The sequence below is a fragment of the Melghirimyces algeriensis genome (genome assembly GCF_900182565.1).
In the GTDB taxonomy this organism is placed as follows: Bacteria; Bacillota; Bacilli; order Thermoactinomycetales; family DSM-45169; genus Melghirimyces; species Melghirimyces algeriensis.
Map to the genome: position 1 here is coordinate 87,779 of NZ_FXTI01000002.1, position 26,765 is coordinate 114,543.

Sequence of the window (26,765 nt, forward strand, 5' to 3'; positions counted from 1 at the left end):
GTTAATGCAATTCCTTGATTCGAGCTGCTTTTCCGCGCAATTTCCGCAGATAGTACAGCTTGGCACGACGTACTTTACCACGACGAACGACTTCAATTTTATCAATCCGTGGAGAATGAAGCGGAAAAGTCCGTTCTACGCCCACATTGTAGGAGATTTTTCGAACAGTGAACGTTTCGGAAATTCCCCCTCCACGACGCTTGATGACAACCCCTTCAAAAACCTGAATCCGTTCGCGCTGTCCTTCCACAACCTTCACATGAACCCGGACGGTGTCACCGGCACGAAATTGGGGGACATCTTTGCGCAATTGTTCTTCACCGAGATCGCGTACGACTTGTTTCATGTTTTTCCCCTCCTTTCACCGTTATGTTATATATGATGAAAATAGGTAGCGATGAAGCACAAAAATCATTGTAGCATATGGGTTGACCGAAAACAATGAAGCCCTTTCGGAAAGAACATTATCCATTCCGATGGCCTTGCTTTAGTTCCCGAAGCCAACCACGCTCTTCTTCGGTTAAATCCACACGTTCCAAAAGATCCGGCCGACGCTCCAGGGTACGTTTCAACGACTGGTAACGTCGCCAACGGTCAATCTCCGCATGATGTCCTGACAACAGGACATCTGGCACTTTCCAACCGCGAAACTCAAGAGGTCGGGTATACTGAGGATATTCCAAGAGACCTGTGGAATGAGAATCCGTTTTCGCTGAAGATTCGTTTCCTAAAACACCGGGTACCAGCCGACTGATGCTATCCATAAGAACCATCGCTGGAAGTTCCCCACCCGTCAGCACATAGTCACCGATGGAAATCTCCTCATCCACCAAGTGCTGACGAATTCGTTCGTCAAAACCCTCGTAATGACCACAGAGAAGGATTAACCGATGATTCTGGGCGAGCTCTTCCGCTTTTTTTTGTGTGAAAGGCGTGCCCTGAGGACTCATCATCAGCACAGGAGGCCGTACGGGCTCATTTTGGGTGAGGTCCTCCACTGCCCGAAAAAGGGGTTCAGGCTTTAATACCATTCCTCCACCGCCGCCGTATGGCGTATCATCAACGGTTCGATGTTTATTCGTGCTGTATTCCCGGAAGTTGATAATGGAAGCGGTGATCACATCCCGGTCAATGGCCCGTTTGATCATGCTGGAAGACAGGAAGCCCTCAAACATTTCCGGAAATAACGTCAATATATCAAAACGCAATATCCTGTCACCCCTACTCCAACCCTTCCAACCAATGGATGGTTACCTGTTTGGTCCCAGGGTCGACATCCTTGACTACATCGTCGATAAAAGGAATAAGAACTTCTCCACCGGATTCCTTTTGAACCACCCAAACGTCGTTGGCACCGGGTTGAAGAATATCAGCGACGGTTCCGACCATATCCCCTTCCGTAGTGATCACCTTGCATCCAATAATTTCGTGAAGGTAATATGCATCTTCTTCCGTCTCCATGGCATCCTCCCGACCAATCACCAAAACTCCCCCTTTAAAGGGCTCCACCTGGTTGATGCTTTCCCACTCCTCAAACTGCAACAACCAGAAGTTTTTATGGGGGCGTCCATGCTTAACGGTAAGTTGCATCGACTTCAGTTCCGGATGGAAAAGAGAGAGTTTGGCACCGGGAGCAAACCGGACTTCCGGGTAATCCGTCCTGGAAACCACCCGAACTTCGCCACGAATCCCATGGGTTCCTGCGATATAGCCAACCGTTAACCATTCCGGTTCACGCATGGATCGGCCTCCTTTCCAAAGACCCAGGTCAATCAGACAATCTCCACCGTGACCCGTTTCTTTTCTTTCACCGCAGCTGCTCCCACAACCGTGCGAAGCGCTTTGGCGATCCTTCCCTGCTTTCCGATTACTTTTCCCATGTCTGCCGGGTCAACAGAGAGTCGGAGTGCAACATGATTCTCTGTTTCCTCCACTTGGACACGAACGGCTTCAGGATGATCCACCAGTGCTTTGGCGATGACTTCAACCAATTCCTTCAATTGGATTCCCCCTCACACCCGATCACTTCGGAAAGGGAACTTACTTTTGATTTTTGGCATCATGAAGCTTTTTCAGAAGACCTTCCTGACGGAACAGGTTTTTCACTGTATCAGAAGGCTGGGCTCCCGTGTTCAGCCATTTCAAAGCTTTTTCCTCATTGATTTTCACTTGGGCCGGCTTGGTCAACGGGTTGTAGTAACCAATTTCCTCAATAAAGCGACCATCGCGCGGCGAACGGGAATCAGCCACAACGAGACGATAGAACGGTGCCTTTTTTGCACCCATCCGTTTCAGACGGATTTTTACTGCCATTTTACTCACCTCCTCTGCAGGATCAACCAAAAACTCAGGACATAAACGGGAATTTAAATTTCCCCAATCCTTTTTTCTTTCCTTTGGACATAGAAGAAAACTGCTTCATCATTTTCTTCATATCCATAAACTGCTTAATTAATCGGTTCACATCCTGGACCGTCGTTCCACTTCCCTTTGCAATCCGTTTGCGACGGCTGGCGTTGATGATGTCCGGCTTTTGCTTTTCCTCCGGTGTCATGGACCGGATAATCGCCTCCACTTTGGTCAGTTGTTTTTCATCCACCTGGAGGTTCTTCATATTTTTCATCTGTCCCATCCCCGGCATCATTCCAAGGAGTTCATCCAGAGGACCCATATTGCGCACTTGATCCATCTGATCCAAAAAGTCATCAAACGTAAACTGTTGGGTGCGCATCTTTCGCTCCAGATCCTTCGCCTTCTCCTGATCCACGGAAGCTTGTGCCTTTTCAATCAGCGTAAGGACATCTCCCATTCCCAGGATGCGGGAAGCCATCCGTTCCGGGTGAAAAGGTTCCAAAGCATCCACCTTTTCACCCATCCCGACAAATTTCACCGGGCAATCCGTCACCGATTTAACGGATAGGGCTGCGCCTCCACGGGTATCTCCATCCAGTTTGGTCAAGACCACTCCGGTCAATCCCAATTCCCGGTTGAAGCTTTCCGCCACATTGACAGCATCTTGACCGGTCATCGCATCCACTACCAGCAAAATTTCATCCGGTCGGACCGTCTCCTTAATCGCCTTCAACTCTTCCATCATGGTTTCATCAATGTGAAGACGTCCAGCTGTATCGATCAAGACTGTATCCAGACCATCCGTCTTGGCCTGGGCAACTCCCTGTTCAGCAATCCGTACAGGATTCTCCTTATCCCCCAAGGAATAAACGGGAAGGTCCACTTGTTCACCGAGTACTTCCAATTGCCGGATGGCTGCCGGTCGGTAAACGTCACCTGCCACCAAGAGCGGTTTTCGATTCTGTTTTTTTAGATATCTGCCCAGTTTTCCGCTGGTGGTTGTTTTTCCTGCCCCCTGCAGACCGACCATCATAATGACGGAGGGTCTGGAGGAGAGCTCCAACTTGCTTTGACTTCCACCCATCAACTGGGTCAATTCTTCATTTACGACCTTGATCACTTGTTGTCCGGGCGTTAGGCTCTTTAACACTTCCTGTCCGACGGCCCGTTCCCGAACCTTGGACACGAAATCTTTCACCACTTTATAGTTGACATCAGCTTCCAAAAGGGCCAGGCGGACTTCCCGCATCGCAACTTTTACGTCCCCTTCGCCCACTTTTCCTTTTCCTTTCAATTTGGCGAGAGCTGATTGCAGCCGTTCGGACAACCCTTCAAATGCCATGTTGTCGCCTCCCCCGTTTCGTGATCATCGGTCAATCCAACTCCAGAAGTTCATCCAGCAACTTCCGGACAGTCTCTTGTTCTGGCAAATCGTTCAGTTTATCTGTAATTGTCTGTGCAATCTTCATTCTGTGAATGTGTTTATCCAGCAGTCCCAATTGACTTTCAAGCTCTTCCAGAACCATTTGGGACCGTTTGACCGTTTCATATACCCCTTGCCTGGAGATTCCGATATAATCGGCAATTTCCCCAAGGGACCAGTCTTCATGAAAATACAGCTCCATCACGCTTCGCTGCTTTTCCGTCAACAACGGACTGTAGAAGTCATATAGCAGATTGACCCGGGTTGTCTTATCTAACAATAAGAGCACCTCACATCCGCGTCAAGGCAATCACCTTTACACGATCGCTATCATATCAGGATGAACATAGGATGTCAAGTTCTTTTCATTGACAGCACTGAACAATCGATATCCAGGTTTTACAACTCTTCCGTATCACACGGGTCCTTTACCAATAACTCATATCTTTTTCGAGGACGTCCGCGACCGCTTTGTTCCTCCCCGACCACTTTTACCAGGTTCAGGCGCTCCAACTCGGATAAAATTCGCCGTGCATTCCGAACAGTACTTTTTAACCAAGTAGCGATTTCATTGGCGGTCACAGAATCTTTCTCATAATAGTGGTAATAGGAAACGATTTTATCAATCACTGCCGGGCTGATTTTGGCTGCTTTCAGCTGTTTGCTCCATTCCGTTCCGGAAAACCGTTGCCGATAAGAAAGCGTTTGCTCCTCTTTAAACAGCGTCACCTCACTTTCCTCATCCACCAACACAACCGTCCCCCGGTCTTCCTTTTGAACCACAAGTAGAGCCTGTCGAACATTTTGCTCCGCTTCCCATGCGGTCATTCCGTATCCAATCCCCAAGCGAACAGGAAGTCCCGTCTGTTTCTCCATATCCAAACAAACGCGTGAAAAGTCATACTCTTTTTCTTTTAACTCCAGTTCCCCGCGGGTGGTGTAAATAAAAAACAGACCATCCCCCACTTCAGAAAATGAACCCTGGACCATCTCCGAATACTCCAACAGAAACCTTTTCAAATCCAGCAATTGTCGCTTCAATCGATAGGAATAATGGGAATGGTTCTCGGTATTTCCCGTAAGCGGCACTTCAACGCCGACCATCCCAAGGGAGGACTTCCGATACCAGCGAGCCTGTGCATATTCCCGAATATAGCGCAATTCCAACTCTATTCCCAATCGGGAGGGGCTCACTCTGAAACATGGAACCCCGTTTTCTTTCAAGGCCAAATACACGGTTTTGATACAGGTAAGCACCACATCTGTCTGCCCCTTTTCATACAGACCCATATGAAAATCAATCACATCTTCCGCTGGTAAAACCGTTTCCTTTGGATATAACACAAAGTCCACATTTTCCAAATGGAAATCTTTACGGACAGAATCAATTTCAGAGGGGCGAATGGTATCTAAACCGACGCGATGGATCGGTTTCTTTGATACGGTGAACGCTTCCAAAAGAATCCCCATCAGACTGGAACCGTACAAAGCTGGATAACTCGCCTCCTCTGGACTTAGCAACCCCTTTTTTATCAGAAACCTGTACACCGCAGGACCGGATAAAAACCAATGATCCACCCGATGCCGGTTATTACGAATCAACTCCTCCGCTTCCACTACCTGGGTGTACGGAAAGAAGGCCAACTCCAAGTCCTTCATTTTTTCTGCCACTTCTCGAATCCGATCGACTGAATCTTCCGGTCCCAAAATTCCTAACCGCGTCTTCATACAACCCCTCCGCTTCGCTTCACTCTTCTATACTTTACCAAAAATGAAGCACAAAGAAAAAAACCCTTCCATTGGAAAGGGATGAAGGATATTGGGGTGCATGGGAAACGCTCTCTAACCCCTTTTCAAACATATATGTAATCTCAATCGCAAGTGGCTTATTGTTCTCCGGCATATTGACGGATATATGCTTTCAACAACTCCACACCCATCTGTAAATCTTTTGGTGATGCATACTCTTTCGGATGGTGACTTAGACCATCCCGGCAGGGAATAAAAATCAATCCGCTCGACCAACGGGCAGCCATGTTCATCACATCGTGACCCGCCCCGCTTTCCATCATCAACCCCTCATATCCAAGCGCTTGACCCATCTGCTGCAGAGAGGTGGAGAGATCCGGGTCCAGCTTTACCGAATCATCATCTACTAACGTCTCCACTGTAAAAGAGACCCCATCTTCATCTGCCAGTCGCTCCATCTTCTCCTGAATCTCATCCGCCAGGGAGCGCTTCAGACAATCGTTGACACTTCGAATATCGATACCCAGCACAACCTCTTCCGGAATCACCGTTATCACATTGGGAGTCAGATTGATTTGACTCACTGTAGCCACCACAGGTACATCATTCTCCTCTGAAAGCTGTCTGGCCCGCTCCGAGATGAAAGAAATCAACGGAGCCGACGCGACCAAAGCATCCCACCGACGAGACATCGGAGTGGAGCCGGTATGCCCCGCTTTCCCCACTACTCGAATGCGCAAGCGGATTGGACAGGCAACGGCGGTGGCAACGCCGAAATCTTTGCCGGCTTCTTCAATCCGGGTACCTTGTTCAATATGCAGTTCCACAAAATGGCGAATCGCCTTGCACGGCCGCCGAGCCTCTTCCATTTGCTCAAAGGATAACCCGCGCTCTTCCACTGCCTGTCGAACGGTAATCCCTTCTGTATCTGTCACATCCCTCAACATTTCCGGATGCCAGTTTCCTGTCATCGCTTTACTGCCGATGGTGGATACTCCAAACCGGGAGGATTCTTCAGAGGCAAAACAGATCACCTCTACGGGTACAACAGGGCGGTAGTTTTCCTCTTTCAGCGCTTTTACCGCTCCCAAACCGCACAACACACCTGCGACACCGTCATAGCCACCGCCGTTTTTCACAGTGTCCAAATGAGATCCCATCGCCACTGCACCGGCTTCCGAATGCATTCCTTCCCACCGGGCGATGGCATTCCCTGCGGCATCCCGAATCACTGCCAGCCCCAAAGCTTGTGCCTCCTGAATAAATGCGGCGATCGATTCCCACTCTTCCTCACTGTACCCTAACCGGGTAAAGCCCTCTTCCCGCTCCATGACATCTGTCCGATTCAATTTTTTCCATGTCTTAATCAACCACTTTTTTTGGTTCACCGCAGTTTACACCTCTTTTTCTTGTAGATCGACCACCGTTCGTACCAGTGTTTCCACTGCAACAGACAACACCTGCTCATCATAATCAAATGCCGGGTGATGATGACCGCTTTTCAGAGGTGTACCAAACAGCAGATATGTCGCTTTCCCTCCTTGTTCCTGCACCCGTCTCATCATATAAGCTGCATCTTCCGATGCCCCGCAGTCATACCGGGGAATCACTCGATGAATCTGTTCGCTTTGTGCACATACGCTTTCAATTACGGGGATAAACTCAGCATCACTTTCTGCATTGATACCTTCTCCCACAATTTCAGTCTCCGCTTTCACATCATACATTTTGGCCACAGCCTGGATAATCCGTTGCACTTCTTCCTTCATATAACGGTTTAACTCCGCCGTTTCCCCGCGCGTCTCCAATTGCATTTCTGCCCAGTCCGCAATGATATTGCGTCCTGTTCCCGCTATTAATGTTCCTACATTCACCCGTGTCTGACCACCGCTGTGCCTGGAAATGGCATGTAACTGGAGAACGGCAGAAGAAGCTGCCAACAGTGCATTTTTCCCTCGTTCCGGTTCTTTGCCGGCGTGAGCTGAGCGACCCCGAAAGGTGACATCACACTTGGTGGTAGCCAGAAAGCCATGTGTTGTGGCTGCAATATCTCCCAACTGCAGATCGGAACCGATCCCAATATGTCCGGACAAAAAGATATCCACCCCCTCCATCCATCCCTTTTCAACCATGGCTTTTGCCCCTCTGGAACCTTCTTCCGCCGGTTGAAACAACAGCGTCAATTTCCCTTTCATCCGATCTCCGTATTTGCTGAGAAAAGCAGCTACACCCAATCCAATCGCTGTATGACCGTCATGTCCGCAAGCATGCATCCATCCGTTCCGTTTTGAAACAAAACCGCTTCGGGCAGGAAAATGATCCGTTACACAGGATTCAGTCACTGGCAAGGCATCGATATCAAACCGCAAAGCAATGTGCGGACCCTCTCGCCCCGTATCCCAGACCCCCACCACGCCGGTGTGCCCAGCTTCCATCTGTTGCAAGAAATAAGCAGGCACACCCGCCTTTTGTGCCCTTTTTTCCTCTTCCTTCAAGCGTTCAAAAGAGGGAACGCCCATTCGTGATTTGCTGTCTACCGCCTCCTTACCGGCAAACACTTGAAAGCCTAATCGCTTCAGCTCTTCCCAAATCCGCCAAGTGGTCACATACTCCATCCATCCTGCCTCCGGATATTGATGCAACTGGCGCCTCCAGGCAATCCATCGCTTCGATTCTTTTTGTACAAATGTGTTAATCTCTCGATGCAGGGATGACATCCTTACTCCTCCCATTCAGCCAGTGTATCCACTGCCACTTGTGCCATCAACTCCGCTCCAGGGGCCAATGCATCCTCATCCAGGTCAAAATGGGGATCATGCAATGGCTTGGGCAGCCCCCCTTTGGGCCGAACCCCCAGCCAAAAGAATGCACCAGGGTATTGTTTCAGATAGCGGCTGAAGTCTTCACCTCCCAAAGAGGGATTCACCTGTGGAACGGATGCATCGCCAAACATCGCACGTGCAGTTTTTCGAACCCGTTGCGCCCAGCGGGTATGATTGACTGTTGGCGGATACCCTTGGATATAATCGATCTTCGCCTTTCCACCCATCGCATGTGTTCCGTCCCGTACAATCTGATGGAAGCGCTCTTTCATCAGATTGCGGTTCTCCTCATCCAGTGTCCGAACCGTTCCTTCTACCGTCACCTGATCAGCAATCACATTGTATCGGTAGCCACCTTCGATTTTTCCTACGGTCAATACTGCGGCAGACAGGGGGTCCACATTACGACTCACGATGGTCTGCAATTGGTTGATCACAGTCATCGCAATGGTTACGGCATCCGTTGTCTGATGTGGCATACTGGCGTGGCCCCCCATTCCATAAAAGGTGACCCGAAACCGATCTGACGCCCCCATCATCACTCCATCCCGTACACCAACCGTTCCCGACGGTAAATCTGGCCAGACATGCTGTCCAAAAATGACATCCGGCCGGTATTGATCAAAGATACCATCATCCATTACCGGTTGAGCACCACCGATCGGGGAATCCTCTTCCGATGGCTGAAACACTAACAATACCCTCCCGGCAATCTGCCCTTTTCGTTCCATCAGAAGCTTGCCGGCTCCCAACAGCATAGCCGTATGGGCATCGTGTCCACATGCATGCATCTTTCCTTTGTACTTTGACTGATACGCTGATTCCACTTTTTCTTCAATGGGCAATGCATCAATATCTGCCCGTAACGCAACAGTGGCCCCGGAGCGACCACCATCGATCACCCCGAGGATTCCTGTTCCGGCATATCCTTTGGTATAAGGAATGCCGTACTCCTGCAATTTCTTTTCGATAAAAGCGGATGTTTCCCATTCCTCTCCACTCAGTTCCGGACATTGGTGCAAATGCCTTCGGATCGCGAGAATCTCTTTTTCCACCACTCGACCCATTCCCTTGAAATCCGGTCTCTCTTTATACATTTCACTCCACCCATTTCACTGCTATAATTTCATTTCCACTCCCGGACCAATCGGTAATCCCAGCAATGTCCAGCCGATAAAGGTCAAGGTCCAGATGATCAGGAAGATCAGTGCATACGGGATCATTACCGAAAACAGCGTGCCAAACCCGGATTTTTTATCGTATTCTTTCATAAAAGCCAGAACCATTGGCACATATGGATTTAACGGTGTGATCACATTTGTGGAGGAATCGGCAATTCGGTAGGCCAGTTGTACAAAAGCCGGGTTATACTCTAACAATGCGAACATTGGAATAAAGACGGGTGCCATTAAAGCCCATTGTGCGGAACCACTGAAGATAAACAGATTTAATACCGCAGTCAGAAAAATAAATCCAACGATCACCGGCAGTCCCGTCAAATGGATACTCTTCAGAAACTCTGCTCCAGAGACCGCAATCCAAACCCCGATGTTGCTCCACTCAAAATAGGAAATAAACTGCGCTGCGGCAAAAATCAAGATGATAAATCCAGACATATCCTTCATCGATTCACCCATAAACTTGGGCACATCTTCTGTTCTCTTGATTTTGCCAACCGTCACCCCATAGGTAACCGCCAGGATGATAAAGAAGAACAAGGTGATTGGAATAATCCCATCCAACAGCGGAGAGGGAATCAAACCGCCCTGCTCATTGCTCAGCGGCGCACCGGGCAAGAACGTGGCCAGGGAAACCAGTAACACGTAAACCGCTGCCGCAATCCCCGCATTACGCAATCCTTTGGATTCCTTCGCCGTAATGGCTTCCATTTCCTTATTATTGGGTCCTTTGTATGTTCCAAGCTTCGGTTCGACGATTTTCTCTGTGATCCACGCTCCGACAATCATCAGCATCAGAACGGAAAAACTCATGAAATACCAGTTATCTACAGGTGTAACGACCAAACTTTTATCCACATTTTTGGCAACTTCTGTGGAAATCCCGGACAATAATGCATCTGTCCCGGCAATAATCACATTTGCCGTAAAACCGGCACCCACCCCTGCAAACCCAGCGGCCAATCCAGCAATCGGATGCCGGCCCAGAGTCAGAAAGACCATCGCCGCAATGGGGGGAACAATGATGAAGGCAGCGTCAGAAGCCAGATTTCCAAGCACTCCGGTGAAAATGACAGCATACGTGACCAGTTTTGGCGGCGCATTGATAATTGTCTTCTTCATAAAGGTTTGGATCAGACCCACCTTTTGAGCCAATCCGATTCCAAGCATCATCCCCAATACCAGTCCCAGGGGTTTAAATCCGGTAAAGTTGCCCACCATGGAGGTCAGGATAAATGTTAAACCTTCTCCAGATATCAGACTCTTAATGGCGACTTCTTTTCCTTCACCTGGGTGGACTACCGTAATGCCCAATTGACTAACCACCGCAGATAACAGGATCATGCCAATGGATAAGTAAACAAAAAGCAAAAATGGATGTGGAAGTTTGTTCCCCGCTTTCTCCACCATGTCCAGAAAACGCAACATCACACCTTTGTTAACGGTATCATTTTTGATCATTGACAATTGAATCCTCCCTCCTATTTCGGAAACTTTCCTTTTTTGTTCCGTTAATAGAAACGTATCACATATTCAAAAAATTGTCGAGACTCAAAATGTCGGAAAGTTTTGCCATGTGAGTAGCCATCATGATAACGAATGAATCCCAAAGAAAAAAAGTCCACGCTTTGTACGTGGACTGAGGTTGATGACAAAGTGGGGAGAGGGGATTTCCGTTTCCGCATCTCTTTCCTCCAGTAAGGAAGCCGTATCGGTGGTTTCACCCCCTACGATTTCCGCTAAACGGTTGGGACCTCCTGGGATTCCGCTGGATTGTCGAAAATGGATGAAAATCCTCCTCTTATTACCTTTGTCAGCAGTCTCGACTTTTTCTTCTCATCAGCTGTTTAACCACTCATCTTTGCAACCTGATCGGACTTCCAACCCGGTTCGGGGTCCAATGCCTGAATCAACTGCAATACCTCTTTTCTTTCCATGGGACTTGTCTCATACTCCTCACCTGAAGCCAGCGTTGTGGCAAAGCAAGCCCAACCTTGCCACCTGCCCAACGGTGTCTGTTCCATCGTTCGACATTGCATTGCCCGTCGTGGAATCAAAATGGTTTTCCGATTGATCCCACGGGAACGAATCACCAAACAATCACCGTCCAGAGCCCATCCGGCATCCCGAAATGTCAACAGATCATAGAGCACACCCAGCGGAAGTAACAGAAATGTCCATCCTCCCCAAGAGGGAAAGAAAAACCATAGCGCACCCGCAATCAGCAGAACGGGGATTTCAAACATCAACCCCCACTTAAAACAGCGATCGGGAGGTGAATGCAACGGCTTTTGTACAACGGTTGCATATTCAGGAAAAAACGCTTCCAGAAAAGCCGTTAATTCCGTCCGTTTTAAAAGGGGAAATGCAACAACCTTTTGCTTCTCTTCCTCCCCATACCCCGCACACTCCACTTTTACCTCAACCAGACCAAAGAGTTGCCGAAGCGGGTTCTCGATCACATGAATCGCCTGGATTTTCTTGAGAGGAAGCGTTGATCGATTCCTTTCCCACAGGCCACGTTCCACAATCAGATGCGTTTTCTCCCGTCGCACAGTGAAGTGGGCATGGGTCACCAAGGTTCCCAGTATGGAAAACAACCAGGCCAGCAACAGAGGAACCAAAATCAAGATCCAGATCGGAAACCCGATTCCTGACTCCCACAAATTCTTCAATTCCTCTACCCAGTCCCACTGAAACAGATCATCAACGGTGGAGAAAACTGTCCCCAGAATTCCGAAGATCACCCCAAACCGCCCTGAAGTTACTCCCGCTTTGAAAAGTTCCTGGCCATTGATGCGACGGATTGGAGCAGCAGATTCCGTTGTCTGCATATCATCATCTGATTCAACCGTTCGGGAGAGCTCCTCACGCAACCTGTAGGCGTCCTTGCAGGAGACAGCTTTCAACTGGATTTCCGCCTCCGAATCGCCCCCGATCGTCTCCATCTGAATCTGAACGACTCCAAACATCCGGTGAAAAGGCGTCTCTGACTCATCGATGGAATGAATCCGTTCCAACGGAATTTCCACCCGTTTGCGAAACAAGGCCCCCACTTCCCGGCAAAAATGCCCGTCTTCCGTCCAAAATTTCTCTCGATACCATCTCAAAACGGCGCTCAAAAGCGAAAGAAGAAAGAAGATTCCTAGAAATCCGATAAACCACTCGATCCCCCCGCTCCAAAAGGATGCCCCTTCCCGAAACCACCGAACGCTAAAAATACCCAGCAAACCGGGTACGGATTCCTTCATTCCTCGCAATAGTGAAAAGAGAATCATGGAAGGGTGAAGGCGCCGTTTATTCATCTTCATCCACCCTCACCCATGCATGTAGCTGTTGACGCAGTTGATGCGCCTCCGCTTTTGGCAATGCAGGAATGGTAAAGGATTCCCCGCCCGCCGTATGAATGGTAAGCGTTGCCAAACCGTAACGGCGCAAAAGCGGTCCCTCTTCCGTCTCCACATATTGAACGCGCACCATGGGAATCAGTGTTCTCGACTGAAAAAAGAAGCCGGATTGCAGATAAACCTCTTTCTCCGACACTTCATATCGATAGTATCGCCAGCGAAGTCGTGGAAAGAAAAATACAGACGGAATCATAATCACTGTAACCAGTCCAAAGGCGACTGGAGGAAGCCATGATGGCCACTCCCAATATTGAACAGCAAATATCAATCCGACTGCGATCAGATACAAGACAAGAGCCGTGATCACACTGCTGATCGTCCATACTCGTACCCCTGCCGAATCAATGCGGTGTTTTGGTGGTTGTTCCAATGAGATATATCCCTCCTAATCAGAGAGAGTTGTTATTATGTATTAGTGTTCTAATTGGACGGTACATCAAAACACAAATCCTGTCAATTGAACTATTATAAAAAACTAGGTAATTTCGGAGAATATAATCGGTTCTTATAACGCTTTTTCGGTTTCCATCTACCATACCCCTCTAAAAAAGAAGGAGATTACGGGAATCGGTTCAGGTTCCTGAAGGAAAATGGCTTCACTTTGTATCCTATTTACAGTTCTGCATTGGGCGGCGAGTTTACCGATTTTGTGATTTGCGAAACAGCAAACCTTAAATGATATCACTATATGCAGGAAGAAATCAGAGATACACCCGTCTATACGAAGGATATATGAAGATTAAAAAGGTATATATCGGATTGGAAAATGGGCATCAGATATTTGAAAAAGAAATATTGGACATATAATACAAATCACGAAAAAAATGAACCCTAAATCCTGAAACAGGAGTCCGGGTTCTTTTTTTTAAGTCATCCGCCTTTATTCACTTAAAGTAGTTTATCATTTGCTCCACATCTTCCGATCATAAAAATCAACCGCTAGTGAGGTATATTCATCAGTGGTCTCACCTTTCAAGAAAGAATCCAAATGGATATGATCATGATACCCGGAACCTGAAAGGCGGGGACCACTTCGGGACAATTGAAAGAAGCCAGGGACCATATAGTGAAACACCCTGGAGCTGCCAACCAAGAACAGTGTTTCATAACGCTGTTTCACATCCAACCGGTCATGGGGATACTGATCCCACAGCAGACAGTAATCTTCAAACGTAAGGTTAAGATCCTGATCGATCCTGGACTTTACTGAGACCACTTTTCCTCTCCGAAGATTAGAACGAATTGTTTTCCACCTTTTCAACGGAAATTGCACATGATGTTGCAAAAGTAAAAGGTCCAATCCGTTTTGGGACCAGCACTCTTTTAGATAGGAAGTCAAGGGATTCTTCCGAGTGGGAAGATAGATAAACGCATTTTTAAATCGAGCAGCAATCGACCATAAAATCCCCAGCCGTTGGAGATCCTCTTGATTACTAAATACTACAAATGAATTTCCATGAACATTAAGAACATAGGTATCCTTCAACAGTTTCTCAGGCGTAAATACATAGTGATGACCGACCCGATACTGAAGGAAGCGTATTGAAACATTTGATGTGTTTCCTGAAGTACGTTGATTCAGAAATATCGTTCCCCACTTCTTTCCTCTTCATATTCAATGGTCTATATGTACAAAAAGGACGATCCACTCTGATGATCGCCCTTTTCATAATAGAATCGAAAGAGCCGTTATGCTTCCTTTTCAACCTCTTCCACAAACAGAGCATGGATAAACTGTTCGCTGTCAAAGGGCTGAAGGTCATCCATCTTTTCACCCAGCCCGACCCATTTGACAGGCACACCCAGCTCACGACGAATGGCCAGAGCGATTCCGCCTTTAGCCGTGCCATCCATCTTGGTTAAGACAATCCCTGTAACACGTGTTGCTTCATTGAAAATCTGGGCTTGCTTCATCGCATTTTGTCCTGTGGTGGCATCCAGCACCAATAGTGTTTCATGAGGGGCTCCGGGCACCTCCCGTCCGATCACCCGGTGCACTTTCTTTAACTCTTCCATCAGGTTGACTTTGTTTTGCAGCCGCCCGGCTGTATCACAGATCAGGATATCCGCGCCTCTGGCACGGGCAGCCTGGATACCATCAAAAATTACTGCCGCCGGATCGGAACCTGCCTGGTGGCGGATCACATCAACACCAACCCGGTCCCCCCAGACTTCCAACTGTTCAATCGCTCCTGCGCGAAACGTGTCCCCGGCTGCCAAAACTACTTTCTTTCCTTGCTCCTTATAGTAATGAGCCAGCTTTCCAATGGTAGTCGTCTTGCCAACCCCATTTACCCCAACAAACAGAATAATGCTCAGATCATCATCAACGGTATTCATGCCGATATCCTCTTCTTCTTCACCCTTCAGAATCTCCAGCAGGATTTCGGAGAGAAGAGGTTTCAACGCTTCCGGTTCCTTCACTTTCCGTTCCTTCACTTCTGTGCGGAGCCGTTCCACAATCTCCATCGTGGCATTTACACCCACATCGGCGGCAATCAGAATCTCTTCCAATTCCTCATAGAGATCCTCATCAATCTTACTGCGTCTGAACACGGTGTCCATTGCACCCACCAAAGAAGTGCTGGTTTTTGACAGTCCGCTTTTAAATTTTTGCGTCACGGACTCCGTTGTTTGGGAAACACTCTTTTTTAACCGTTGAAAAAAGCTCATATTGCGACCTCCTTATGCCTTGGCAGCTGCCACCTCTTTTTCTTCTTCAAAATCTTCCAGCCGGATGGAGACAATCCGAGAAACGCCCGCTTCCTCCATGGTTACTCCATACATCACATCGGCTCCTTCCATGGTTCGCTTGCGGTGTGTAATAATAATAAACTGTGTTTTTTGGGAAAACTCCCGCAGATACTCAGTAAAACGGGAAAGGTTGGCCTCATCCAGTGCAGCATCCACTTCATCCAGGACACAGAAAGGAACCGGTTTGTATCTCAAGACAGCAAATAAGAGAGCAATGGCAGCCAATGCCCGCTCTCCACCAGAAAGAAGAGCCAGATTTTGCGGTTTTTTCCCTGGTGGCTGTGCCGTGATTTCAATTCCGGTTTCCAGAAGGTTATCTGGATCGGTCAGTTGCAAATCAGCCCGTCCCCCACCAAACATTTTAGCAAAAACATCGTGAAATTCCTCACGGATCGCTGTAAAAGATTCTTGAAACCGGTTGGACATTTCCGAATCAATATTATGAATCACTTCTTCCAGAGACTCCTTGGCATCGAGTAAGTCATCCCGCTGAGAACTGAGAAAGTCAAATCGGGCACTCAACCGATTGTATTCATCAATCGCTCCCAGGTTTACTTCTCCCAAAGAAGCGATCTTCCCGCGAAGGGAACGCACTTCCCGTTCTGCCTGTTTGGAGTCCTCCGGTTTTTCATACCGATCCTTCGCCAATTCGTAACTGATCTCATATTCCTCTGCCAGCTTCTCCAGCAGGTGATTCAATTCCACATCCATCCGATTCACCTTTACTTCTTGCTGGTGGAGTGCATCCTCTCTTTTTTTCAATTCCTCCCGGAGAGTACGCAATTCTTTCTCCTGTTCCTTCTGCTCCCTGTGAAAACTGTCACGCTCGTCTTTTGCCGCAGTGAGTGTTTCCTGTGCAACCCTTTTCTGTTCTCTCATCTCTTCTGCGCGAAGGGACAGGGATTCTCTTTCCCCTTGCTGGTCCGACTCCCCGGATTCCAACTGGGACAGTTGCTCCTTGGCTTCCTTCAATTGCTGAAGGACCCGTTCCTTTTCACCTTCCAGCCTTCGGCAATCCGCTTCCAAATATTCACGCTCTTGGTTCAACCGGACCCCTTTAATTTTCCAGTCGGTCATCTCACGGTTTACTTCATCCTTTTCAGAGGCTTCACGTTCCACTCGCTCCTGAGACCAGTGAATCTTTTTGCGAAGCTCCGTCTCTTCGGCATCCATGGTCCCTTCCTTTTCTTTCAGCTGGGAAATCCGATCCCTTACCTCTGTTTCCTCTTCTTTCATTTGAAGCATCCGGGTTTTGGTTTCATTCCAACGGGTCTCCAAATTGCGGACCTCTACCGCCAACTCCCGCTGATTCCCTTTCAACTCCTGCTCTCGAAGACGGAGTTTTTCTCCTTCTTCCCGAATGGCTTCCAAACGGGTATTCAATTCTTCCAAACGGGTACAAGCTCTCCGATAAAGAGCATCTGCCATATTCCTCTCTTTTTTCGCCTGTTCAATTTCCTGATCCAACACTTCCACTTGTCGGGATCGACTCAAGAGGTTGGCTCTTGATTTCTGTCGGCTTCCCCCGGACATGGAACCTCCAGGATTCACCACATCTCCTTCCAGAGTGACGATCCGATAGCGGTAACCCATCCGGCGGGCCACTTTATTGGCATCTTCCAATTTGCGAGCCACAATCACATGTCCCAGCAAATTCTCAACAAGCGTCCGATAGGCTTTGTCCGCTTTCACCAGATCCGCAGCCACTCCTACCACACCGGACATCTCTTTTAACATTTCCAGCTCATAGGAGGAAAGAGACCGACTGCGAATCACATCCAAAGGGAGGAAGGTGGCCCGGCCTGCCTTTCGTTCTTTCAAAAATCGAATCCCACTTCTTCCGGTTTTTTCATTCTTCACCACCAGATGTTGCATTGCTCCGGCAAGAGCGGTTTCAATCGCCGATTCGTATTCTTTGGGCACGCGGATCAGTTGTGCAACAGCACCATGAACCCCCGCCAACGAAGAAACACCCCTGTCACGGGCTTTCAGAACGGTTCGGACTCCCTGAAGAAATCCCGTATGATCCGCTTCCATTTCCTTAACAATTTCCTGACGGGAACGAAGACTGTCCAGTTTCTGTTCAGACTGGCGAAGCTCATTGGCAGCATTATTCATTTCCTGTTCCAACTGCTTGCGATGATTGATCCCTTGTTGATATTCCTCTGTTCCCTGATTTAATGCATTTTCCAACCGTTGAAGTTCCTGGTCCAACTCACTCTTCCGCTTATTGAGATCCTCCACTGCACGCCGGTCCAACTCTTCCTGCTTGCGGAGCTGCTCCAGCTGCTCGGCCAGTTTGCTTTTTTCTCCCTCCAAATACTCCTTATCAGTCTGAAGACGGGTCCGTTGGTGCAAAAGCTCCTGTAAATCTTCCCTCATTCGGTTCAGATCCTCCACGGTTTCTGTCCCATCCACAGACAGGCGAGCTTCCGTCTTCCTTAACCCTTCTTCCGCTTCCGCAAGCTGCCTTTGTTTCTCTTGAAGACGTTCCTTTTGTTGGGAGTGCTCTTCTTTTAAGCGCTCCAGCTCCTTCGTCAGTTCCCCGATTCGCTCCTGGGTTTGTTTTATGGACTCCGCCCGGTTTCGGGCCCGTTCCTGGAGAACATCTCTCTGTCCTTCTGTTTTCTCCAACTCTTCACTGACACGGAGCAACTTTCCCTGAAGCGATTCCACTTCCTGTTCCTTTTGATTGATTTTTGAGCGCAATTCTTCCAGCGTACTTTCTCTGCGGGATACTTCCTCCACCAATCGAGCCTTCTCCTCCGTCTGTTGATGGAGAGAATGATTCGCTTCCTGCCAGTTTTGATGCAGGGATTCAATTTTATGTACATAAAGCCCAATCTCTCTTCGAGTTAATTCGGCTTTCCACTCTTTGTATTGCTTGGCCTCTTCAGCTTGTTCTTTCAGAGGTTCCACTTGCTCTTCCAGCTCAAGGACCAGATCCTGTATCCGGGAAAGATTTTGTTCCGTAGCGTCCAGCTTTCGTTCTGCTTCTTTTTTGCGGGATTTAAACTTGACAATCCCTGCTGCTTCTTCAAAGATCGCACGTCGGTCTTCCGATTTGGTGGACAAAATTTCATCGATTCGACCTTGTCCAATCATGGAATAAGCATCTTTTCCAATCCCGGTGTCCATAAACAGCTCATGAATATCTTTCAACCGGCAGGCTTGTTTGTTGATATAAAATTCACTGTCGCCCGACCGATATACCCTCCGGGAGACGGTCACTTCGGAATAGTCCAGATTCAGCTGATGATCCGAGTTGTCAAAGGTGATGGACACTTCACAGTAACCAACAGGCTTCCTTCCATCACTTCCCGAAAAAATAACATCCTGCATGGATGAACCCCGGAGTGATTTGGCACTTTGCTCTCCCAGAACCCAGCGAATGCCATCCGTTACATTGCTCTTCCCGCTTCCGTTGGGACCTACCACTGTCGTCACTCCAGGAGGAAACTCCAATTCCGTCCGATCGGCAAAAGATTTAAAGCCGCTCATTCCCAATCGTTTGAGATGCACCTCGCTCCCTCCTTTCTTCCTTATCTCTATTTTGACAGTTCACAGACTGTCCGATATTATATTTTACTACAAACTACAATACGGGTCATCGATCCTTCCAGTCCCGCATCCACTTCTCTGTTCTTTTTTCTTTCAACTGATCATAACCGCTCTTTAGTCAGGAATTTTCATTCGGTTTTTCAATAGAAATATGGTATTTCCTATTCACAAACTGACTCATTGTTATCTTTTCCTTTGCTTTCCTCATACCGCTTCATATTTTCCACCGAGCGTTCTACGGAAACTGCCAGCCGTTCATGCGCCTTAACCCCTCGCCAAGCGAGAACCAAAAGGAAGAAGACCACGCCTAAATACAAACCGATCATCATAATGGAAAACAGTTGCATTACATGCAATTTAACACACATCCTTTCTTCGCAGTCTCATACCATCCTCAACCATCCATACACTTTTATATGCATTCGATATTTTCCTTTCTATTCCAATGAAAAACCACCGGTCAAATGGGTACCGGTGGTTCAATCCATTCATCGTTTTATTTTTGAAAGCGCTGGAGTCCTTCGGCAGCAGCCCGTTGTTCCGCTTCTTTTTTGGAGCGCCCGGTACCCCTTCCGATCTTTTCACCCGCCAACCAGACTTCCGCCACAAATTGTCGGTCGTGGGCCGGCCCTTTGACATCGACGATCTGGTATTCCAATAAACCGAGATGCTCCTGCTGAACCGCTTCCTGAAGCCGACTTTTGGCATCCGAAGCTTGGGCAAGCCACTGCTCGTCGATCCGTGGGAATATAGCAGACTCCATAAACTTACACACTCCATCCAGCCCTTTCTCCAAAAAAAGAGCACCAATAAAAGCTTCAAATACATCTGCCAACAGGGCAGGACGATTTCTACCCCCTGTTCTCTCCTCTCCTTTACCCAACCGAACATATTTGCCAAATTGAAGTTCTTTCGCAAAAAAAGCCAAGGAAGGTTCACAGACAATCCTAGCCCTCATGCGGGTCAAATCGCCCTCCTTTAAGTGAGGGAACCGATGGTACAGGTGTTCTGACACTGCAAGCTCCAACACGGCGTCCCCAAGGAATTCCAACCGTTCATTATCCGGTTGGTGGCGCTCCCCTTTTCGCTCATGAGCAAATGATGTATGGGTAAATGCTTGTAAAAACAGCTTTTCATTTTGGAGAGACAGGCCGATCGTCTGCCCAAGTTCAGCCAGGTTCATCCCCGATCACCACCTGCTTATTCCGCTCCGTCGTAAGCTTTCAGAGCAATGGTCGCATTATGACCGCCAAATCCAAGAGAATTGGACAGAGCCACGTTCACATTTACCCGACGCGCTTCATTGGGTATATAGTCCAAATCGCAGTCAGGGTCAGGATATTCATAGTTAATGGTGGGAGGCAAGATTTTTTCCTTTAATGCAAGAGCAGTGGCGATTGCTTCCACTCCTCCAGCCGCCCCCAGAAGGTGACCTGTCATCGACTTGGTGGAACTGACAGCCAATCGATAGGCATGGTCTCCAAAAACATTTTTCATAGCTATGGTCTCAAATTTGTCATTCGGACCGGTGGAAGTCCCGTGAGCGTTAATATAATCCACGTCTTCCGGCTTCAGTCCAGCTTCGTTCAACGCTCGCTTCATGGAACGGGCAGCACCTTCCCCTTCCGGTGCCGGAGCAGTCAAATGATAAGCGTCTCCGCTCATCCCATAACCGATCACTTCCGCAACAATCTCCGCTCCTCGGTCCAAGGCGTGATCCAGACTCTCCAGGATCAGGATTCCAGCCCCCTCTCCCATAACAAATCCGTCACGCTCTTTGTCAAAGGGACGGCTTGCCCGTTCCGGTTCATCATTTCGCCGGGACATGGCCTGGTTTGCACAGAAACCGGCGAAAGCCATCGGGGTGACAGTCGCTTCTGTCCCGCCGGCAATCATGACATCTGCATCTCCCCGTCGAATAATGTTTGCTGCGTCCCCAATCGAATGCGTTCCTGTGGCACAAGCGGAAATCGCTGCACTACAAGGCCCCTTGGCTCCCGTGGATATGGAAACTTGTCCAGCGGCCATGTTTGCAATCATCATCGGAATAAAGAAGGGGCTGACCCTTCGGGGACCTTTTTCGATAAGATTTCGATGTTGATCTTCCCATGTTTGCAATCCACCGATCCCTGAACCGATATACGTTCCGATCCGGTCCGGGTCTTCGCGATCGATCTCGATTCCGGCATCCTTTAAAGCATTTTGGGAAGCTGCCACTGCAAACTGGACAAAACGGTCCATCCGGCGAGCTTCTTTCCGATCCATATATTCGAGGGGATCAAACCCTTTTACTTCCCCTGCTATCCGGGTAGGAAAGTCGCTGGCATCAAATCTAGTGACAGGTCCAATCCCGGACTTTCCACTGATCAGGTTGTTCCAAAATGTCGGTATATCGTTGCCGATCGGCGAAAGGACCCCCAAACCGGTGATCACTACCCGTTTCGACAATCTCTTCACCGCCTTTGATCGTTACTGACATCGTCTTACTCTATATAAGGGGAGAAAGCCCCGCCTGAAACGGGACTTCCAACTTCTCATGAACGGGACTCAATATAGGTTACGATGTCCCCAACTGTGTTAATCTTTTCCGCCTCTTCGTCGGAAATCTCCAATGAAAATTCATCTTCCAATTCAAGAATCATGTCCATGACGTCCAAGGAGTCAGCTCCCAAATCATCTTTAATTGAAGCTTCGCGAGTTACTTCGGAAGCGTCCACTCCCAGACGATCCACAATAATTCGCTGTACTCGACTCAATACATCTGCCATTTCCTTCACCTCCCCTCACGTATTATACGAGATGGTTGAAAAAAAAACTAGCAAAGGTTACAAAAGATTTAAGGGTCAGGATGTCACCATGCCTCCATCCACATTCAGTGTTTGCCCTGTAATATACTCCGCTCCATCAGAGGCCAGAAAACGAACAGCCTGGGCTACATCTTCCGGCTTGCCAAAACGGGCGAGAGGGATCTGACGCAACATTTCTCCGCGCACATCCTCTCCCATCTTGGCTGTCATATCCGTTTCAATAAAACCGGGTGCAACAGCGTTTACCGTAATTCCACGGCTGGCGAGTTCCTTGGACATGGTTTTGGTTAAACCGATGACACCTGCCTTGGCTGCTACATAGTTGGCTTGCCCAGGATTGCCTGCGATCCCGACAACAGAACTGATATTGATGATGCGACCGAACCGCTGCTTCATCATTGGACGAGTAACCGCCTTGGTTACAAGGAAGACTCCTTTCAGATTGGTATCCATTACCCGGTTCCAGTCTTCCTCTTTCATCCGAAGCACCAGGTTGTCACGGGTGATTCCGGCATTGTTCACTAGAATATCAATCCGTCCAAAGGTCTCCAATACCTGTTTTACCGCAGCATTCACTTCATCCGCTTTGGAAACGTCAGCTTGAATGATAACCGCCTGACTACCAGCTTTTTGAATCTGCTCCGCGGTTTCTTCTGCGGCTTCACGGTTTCCTCCATAAAGGACAGCCACATTCGCTCCGGACTCGGCGAGGGAAACACTAATCGCCCGACCAATGCCCCGGGAACCTCCGGTTACCAAAGCAACTTTACCAGCTAACATCGACATGCCTCCCTTAAACCATCTTTTCCAAAGCTTTCCTCATTGATTCTCCATCCTGAACGGAAACAGCCCGAACCCCTCGCTGTATCTTTCTTACCAACCCGGTTAACACATTACCGGGGCCAATCTCAACGAAGGTATCCACACCCTCATCCAGCATTCGACGAATGCTGTCTTCCCAAAGAACGGGTGAAGCCACCTGTTGGATCAATGCATGGCGAATCGAACCGGATTTCGTCTGTTGACGGGCGGATACATTCACGATTACCGGAATCTTGGCATCCTGAATCGCTAGTTGTTCGAGAACCTCTTTCATGCGGTCAGCGGCCGGCTTCATCAGACTGGAGTGAAAGGGACCACTGACGGACAGAGGGATCACCCGACGGGCCCCAGCTTCCTTCATCCGTTCGCCAGCTGTATCAACCGCCTTCTTCTCTCCGGAAATCACCAACTGACCGGGGCAATTGTAGTTGGCAGGTTGCACAACACCGTGCTCGTTGCTTATCTCGTGACAGATTTGGTCTACCATCCCGCGATCAAGACCCAGCACAGCAGACATCGCCCCTCTGCCAGCGGGAACCGCTTCTTCCATCAGCATTCCCCGTTGTCTTACGGTTTTCAATGCCTCCTCAAAAGAGAGCGCTCCAGCCGCCACCAAAGCGGAATATTCCCCTAGACTGTGACCGGCAACAAAATCCGGCTCTACGATCTGATCTTCCATCATCCGATAGAGAGCGATGCTAGCCGTAAGGATCGCCGGTTGAGCATTGGCTGTCAACCTCAACTCATCTTCTGGCCCTTCAAAGCAGAGACGTGACAGAGGAAAACCCAGGATTTCATCCGCTTGTTGAAAACATTCACGGGCACGAGTGCTTTCATTGAAAGCCAGTCTTCCCATACCAACCGCTTGAGATCCCTGTCCAGGAAATAGAAATGCTGTTTTACCCAAAATGCTTCCTCCCTTGACATCAGGTATCCATGGTCCACTTCATGACGGAAGCTCCCCACGTCATACCGCCACCAAAACCAACCAACACCAATGTATCCTCTTTTTTGATCCGACCTGTTCTCACCGCTTCATCCAAGGCAACGGGAATGGAAGCGGAAGACATATTTCCGTAACGATCCAGATTGACCACCACTTTATCTCTCGATAATCCCAGCCGCTGGACAGCCGCTTCAATAATCCGGTCATTCGCCTGGTGAGGAATGAGAAAATCGATATCCTCTTTGGTCATTCCGGCTTTTTTCAGAGCTTCTTCCGCAGAAACCCCCAGTACCCGAACAGCAAACTTAAATACTTCGCGGCCATTCATCGAAATATAGTGAAGGTGCTGCTGGACAGATTCTGTCGTTGCCGGAATCCGGGAGCCTCCGGCCGGTTGCTTTAACAAGTGACCTCCAGACCCATCACCCCCCAGCTCAAAGGAACGAAAGCCCTTTCCGTCCTCCACAGGACCCAACACTGCAGCCCCAGCCCCATCACCAAAAAGGATACAAGTATTCCGATCCGTAAAATCCGTAATCTTGGAAAGACAATCGACTCCAATCACCAGTGCATAGCGATAGATTCCATTCTGGATAAACTGTGAGGCGGATGCAATTCCATATAGAAATCCGGTGCAAGCGGCAGACAAATCAAAGGTCGCTGCCTTTTTCGCGCCCAGTTGATCCTGAACCAGACACGCTGTAGCGGGAAATGCCATATCCGGGGTGACTGTAGCGACAATAATCAAGTCCACATCCTCAGCTCGAATACCCGCAGATCTCAATGCTTGGCGGCCCGCTTCCGTTGCTAGGTCGGAAGAGGCCTGGTCATCGGAAGCAATCCGCCGCTCCCGAATTCCTGTACGACTGACAATCCATTCGTTATTTGTATCCACCATTTTTTCAAGATCAGCATTTGTCAATACCTTTTCAGGCAGATAAGATCCCGTACCGATAATTCCCACTGACCCCATGGCCTTCATCCCCTTTCCAATCGCTGAGATTCTTTGGAAATTGCCGAGATCACATCCCGTTCCACAAAACGCCGGGCTTGGCGTACGGCATTCAATACCGCAAGGGTATCGGATGAGCCATGAGCTTTCACCACAGGACCCTTCAGACCCAGAAGAGGTGCCCCGCCATGTTCTTTATAATCCATATCCTTGACAAAGCGCTTCAGTCCAGGCTTTAAGATCGCTGCCGCCAATTTTGTAAACGCGTTTCGGGACAGTTCCTCTTTTAATCGTGCGAAAATGCCTTTGGCAACACCTTCTGTATTTTTCAGCAGTACATTCCCGGTAAAGCCGTCACAAACCAAAACATCACATACTCCCTGAAGAATATCCCGCGATTCCACATTCCCCACAAAGTGAATAGGGAGTTTTTTTATCAACTCAAATGCGCCTTTCGTCAGAGCCGTACCTTTTCCTTCTTCAGTCCCAATATTCAACAGACCCACACGAGGTTTGTCAAAACCCAGAACATTCTCCGCGTAAAGCGCCCCCATCAGTGCATACTGCTCAAGGTGTACCGGTTTTGCTTCCGGATTGGCACCCACATCCAAAACCAATACACCTTTTCCATCCAACGTTGGGAACATGGGAGCGAGAGCAGGACGGTCAATGCCGGAAAGACGCCCTGTCACCATGGTGCCGGCAGCCATCAACGCGCCGGTATTTCCGGCGGAGATGAAGGCATCTGCTTTCTGCTCCCTTACCATCCGGCAACCCACCACGATCGAAGAACCTTTTTTCCGCCGAACCGCCCGCACCGGCTCTTCATCGGCTTCAATCCATTCCTCTACCGGGTGCATAGTGAGATTATCTGGAAGGGGTTGGCCCAGAAGCGACCTGATTGATTGCTCATGACCCAACAAAACCAACTCCATATCCGGCCATTTCTGAGCTGCTTCTAAACAACCCTCCACAATCGCTTTCGGAGCATGGTCTCCTCCCATGGCGTCTAAAGCGATACGCATTCACTGGTCCTCCTTTGAGCGGTACACATCAAAAACCCCTTGAAAAACAACTTCATCCTCAACAAAGGTTTGAATATCAACCTGAGTTCGGTTGGAGGTAACCTTTGTTACCCTTGCTACAGCCACACACTTTTCCCCCAATCGCACGGGCCGGACAAATCGTATGCTTGCGGTAGCAGTTAGCACCACCTCAGCATCCACAACAGCAACCGCCAGAGAATTAGCCTGTGCAAACAAATGATGTCCTCTGGCAACCCGATGACGGGCAAAAACATGCTCCTCGCGGATCTCCAATTCAGAAACTCCGCTGTGATCCAACTTCAGCTCTGTCACCTGACCGATCACCTCTTCCGGGTAGAGAGAGCGAACTCCATCAAAGTTCTTCTCCGCCATGTGTTTTATCCGCCCCCGCAACTCAGGAATACCAAGTTCCATTCGGTCAAGCCGGATCGTTTGAATACTTACCCCAAATCGTCGAGCCATCTCTTCATCCGTCAGAAAAGGTTCTGCTTCCAGAGAAAGCTTCAACTTTTTTTGACGTTCACGTTTGGACAGGCGCACAGCGGAGGGGTCACCACCTTTTATAACCACATGTTAGTACCAAGTACTAAATCAGTATAGCGAAAACCATTTCCCATGGCAAGTTTTGATTTCAGATCCATCCATTTTTCATCCCCAAATTAGCTGATCAAGCCGCCGCTTTTCAAAAAGTCCAAAAACAATTTCAACAAAACAAAAAGGACCCGAAAAGGGTCCTGTGTTATACAGTGAAACAATCAGTCGTTTACGATTTCATTTCCTTTGTAGTAACCGCATTCCTTACAAACACGGTGGGACAACTTCATTTCACCGCATTGCGGGCATTTTACCATTCCTGGAACCGACAGCTTGAAATGGGTCCGACGCTTGCGTTTACGTGTTTTGGATGTCCGTCGAAAAGGTACTGCCATCTCTTTCACCCCCCTCT

Annotated in this window: 27 protein-coding genes; all 27 read right to left on the reverse strand. The window is 48.7% G+C overall.

From position 1 onward, the window contains the following. Position 1: 1 nt before the first annotated feature. The 27 genes from rplS to rpmF all read right to left on the reverse strand — a co-directional run bounded on the left by rplS (position 2) and on the right by rpmF (position 26,748). Positions 2-346 carry a 50S ribosomal protein L19 gene (gene rplS / locus FN782_RS03465; protein ID WP_142504394.1) on the reverse strand — a complete coding sequence of 115 codons (345 nt, stop codon included), beginning with the start codon at positions 344-346 and terminating at the stop codon, positions 2-4. Positions 347-464: 118 nt separating this feature from the next. After that, a complete protein-coding gene (gene trmD / locus FN782_RS03470) occupies positions 465-1,208 on the reverse strand; it encodes a tRNA (guanosine(37)-N1)-methyltransferase TrmD (RefSeq protein WP_142504395.1) in 744 nt (247 codons plus the stop codon). A 13-nt stretch (positions 1,209-1,221) separates the two neighbouring features. Further along, the gene (gene rimM / locus FN782_RS03475) at positions 1,222-1,740 is read right to left on the reverse strand and encodes a ribosome maturation factor RimM (protein ID WP_142504396.1); all 519 of its coding nucleotides are present in this window, start codon (positions 1,738-1,740) and stop codon (positions 1,222-1,224) included. Positions 1,741-1,772: 32 nt separating this feature from the next. Beyond that, positions 1,773-2,000: a KH domain-containing protein gene (locus FN782_RS03480; RefSeq protein WP_142504397.1), complete on the reverse strand. Its 228-nt coding sequence runs from the start codon at positions 1,998-2,000 to the stop codon at positions 1,773-1,775. A gap of 40 nt (positions 2,001-2,040) precedes the next feature. Beyond that, positions 2,041-2,313 (reverse strand): 30S ribosomal protein S16, encoded by a 273-nt coding sequence (rpsP, locus tag FN782_RS03485; protein ID WP_142504398.1) that lies wholly within the window; start codon positions 2,311-2,313, stop codon positions 2,041-2,043. Between the two features lie 34 nt (positions 2,314-2,347). After that, on the reverse strand, positions 2,348-3,694 hold the full coding sequence (gene ffh, locus FN782_RS03490; protein ID WP_142504399.1) for a signal recognition particle protein: 1,347 nt from the start codon (positions 3,692-3,694) through the stop codon (positions 2,348-2,350). A gap of 31 nt (positions 3,695-3,725) precedes the next feature. Next, positions 3,726-4,055: a YlxM family DNA-binding protein gene (gene ylxM, locus FN782_RS03495; RefSeq protein ID WP_142504400.1), complete on the reverse strand. Its 330-nt coding sequence runs from the start codon at positions 4,053-4,055 to the stop codon at positions 3,726-3,728. A gap of 119 nt (positions 4,056-4,174) precedes the next feature. Next, the gene (locus tag FN782_RS03500) at positions 4,175-5,503 is read right to left on the reverse strand and encodes a helix-turn-helix domain-containing protein (RefSeq protein ID WP_142504401.1); all 1,329 of its coding nucleotides are present in this window, start codon (positions 5,501-5,503) and stop codon (positions 4,175-4,177) included. A gap of 158 nt (positions 5,504-5,661) precedes the next feature. Continuing rightward, positions 5,662-6,912 (reverse strand): M20 family metallo-hydrolase, encoded by a 1,251-nt coding sequence (locus FN782_RS03505; protein ID WP_246064831.1) that lies wholly within the window; start codon positions 6,910-6,912, stop codon positions 5,662-5,664. Positions 6,913-6,918: 6 nt separating this feature from the next. Beyond that, positions 6,919-8,241 carry an amidohydrolase gene (locus tag FN782_RS03510; RefSeq protein ID WP_142504402.1) on the reverse strand — a complete coding sequence of 441 codons (1,323 nt, stop codon included), beginning with the start codon at positions 8,239-8,241 and terminating at the stop codon, positions 6,919-6,921. Positions 8,242-8,243: 2 nt separating this feature from the next. Next, a complete protein-coding gene (locus tag FN782_RS03515) occupies positions 8,244-9,443 on the reverse strand; it encodes a M20 metallopeptidase family protein (protein WP_142504403.1) in 1,200 nt (399 codons plus the stop codon). Between the two features lie 21 nt (positions 9,444-9,464). Further along, positions 9,465-10,985, reverse strand: coding sequence for an AbgT family transporter (locus tag FN782_RS03520; RefSeq protein ID WP_185956057.1), 1,521 nt, complete (start codon positions 10,983-10,985; stop codon positions 9,465-9,467). A gap of 386 nt (positions 10,986-11,371) precedes the next feature. Beyond that, complete coding sequence (locus tag FN782_RS03525) at positions 11,372-12,829, reverse strand: PH domain-containing protein (protein ID WP_185956010.1); 1,458 nt, start codon at positions 12,827-12,829, stop codon at positions 11,372-11,374. Then, positions 12,822-13,301, reverse strand: a complete 480-nt coding sequence (locus tag FN782_RS03530) for a PH domain-containing protein (protein ID WP_142504405.1) — start codon at positions 13,299-13,301, stop codon at positions 12,822-12,824. Before FN782_RS03530 ends, FN782_RS03525 begins: the two co-directional genes overlap by 8 nt. 531 nt (positions 13,302-13,832) lie before the next feature. Next, positions 13,833-14,417: a hypothetical protein gene (locus tag FN782_RS03535; RefSeq protein ID WP_142504406.1), complete on the reverse strand. Its 585-nt coding sequence runs from the start codon at positions 14,415-14,417 to the stop codon at positions 13,833-13,835. A gap of 203 nt (positions 14,418-14,620) precedes the next feature. Continuing rightward, positions 14,621-15,604: a signal recognition particle-docking protein FtsY gene (ftsY, locus tag FN782_RS03540; protein ID WP_142504407.1), complete on the reverse strand. Its 984-nt coding sequence runs from the start codon at positions 15,602-15,604 to the stop codon at positions 14,621-14,623. A gap of 12 nt (positions 15,605-15,616) precedes the next feature. Next, positions 15,617-19,207 (reverse strand): chromosome segregation protein SMC, encoded by a 3,591-nt coding sequence (smc, locus tag FN782_RS03545; protein ID WP_142504408.1) that lies wholly within the window; start codon positions 19,205-19,207, stop codon positions 15,617-15,619. Between the two features lie 200 nt (positions 19,208-19,407). Further along, positions 19,408-19,593, reverse strand: coding sequence for a DUF8066 domain-containing protein (locus tag FN782_RS03550; protein ID WP_484177356.1), 186 nt, complete (start codon positions 19,591-19,593; stop codon positions 19,408-19,410). 149 nt (positions 19,594-19,742) lie between these two features. Then, the gene (gene rnc / locus FN782_RS03555; protein WP_142504410.1) at positions 19,743-20,429 is read right to left on the reverse strand and encodes a ribonuclease III; all 687 of its coding nucleotides are present in this window, start codon (positions 20,427-20,429) and stop codon (positions 19,743-19,745) included. Between the two features lie 17 nt (positions 20,430-20,446). Further along, positions 20,447-21,694, reverse strand: a complete 1,248-nt coding sequence (gene fabF / locus FN782_RS03560; protein WP_142504411.1) for a beta-ketoacyl-ACP synthase II — start codon at positions 21,692-21,694, stop codon at positions 20,447-20,449. Positions 21,695-21,780: 86 nt separating this feature from the next. Next, entirely contained in the window at positions 21,781-22,014 is a 234-nt protein-coding gene (locus tag FN782_RS03565) for an acyl carrier protein (RefSeq protein WP_142504412.1), read from the reverse strand. A 75-nt stretch (positions 22,015-22,089) separates the two neighbouring features. Further along, positions 22,090-22,833 (reverse strand): 3-oxoacyl-[acyl-carrier-protein] reductase, encoded by a 744-nt coding sequence (gene fabG / locus FN782_RS03570; protein ID WP_142504413.1) that lies wholly within the window; start codon positions 22,831-22,833, stop codon positions 22,090-22,092. A gap of 13 nt (positions 22,834-22,846) precedes the next feature. Further along, entirely contained in the window at positions 22,847-23,782 is a 936-nt protein-coding gene (gene fabD, locus FN782_RS03575) for an ACP S-malonyltransferase (RefSeq protein ID WP_142504414.1), read from the reverse strand. A gap of 19 nt (positions 23,783-23,801) precedes the next feature. After that, positions 23,802-24,803, reverse strand: a complete 1,002-nt coding sequence (locus tag FN782_RS03580) for a beta-ketoacyl-ACP synthase III (RefSeq protein ID WP_142504415.1) — start codon at positions 24,801-24,803, stop codon at positions 23,802-23,804. Next, positions 24,800-25,798: a phosphate acyltransferase PlsX gene (gene plsX / locus FN782_RS03585; protein ID WP_142504416.1), complete on the reverse strand. Its 999-nt coding sequence runs from the start codon at positions 25,796-25,798 to the stop codon at positions 24,800-24,802. The genes FN782_RS03580 and plsX overlap by 4 nt, the downstream gene beginning before the upstream one ends. Continuing rightward, positions 25,799-26,359: a transcription factor FapR gene (gene fapR, locus FN782_RS03590; RefSeq protein ID WP_246064832.1), complete on the reverse strand. Its 561-nt coding sequence runs from the start codon at positions 26,357-26,359 to the stop codon at positions 25,799-25,801. Between the two features lie 215 nt (positions 26,360-26,574). Further along, a complete protein-coding gene (gene rpmF, locus FN782_RS03595; protein WP_142504418.1) occupies positions 26,575-26,748 on the reverse strand; it encodes a 50S ribosomal protein L32 in 174 nt (57 codons plus the stop codon). Between the last annotated feature and the right edge of the window lie 17 nt (positions 26,749-26,765).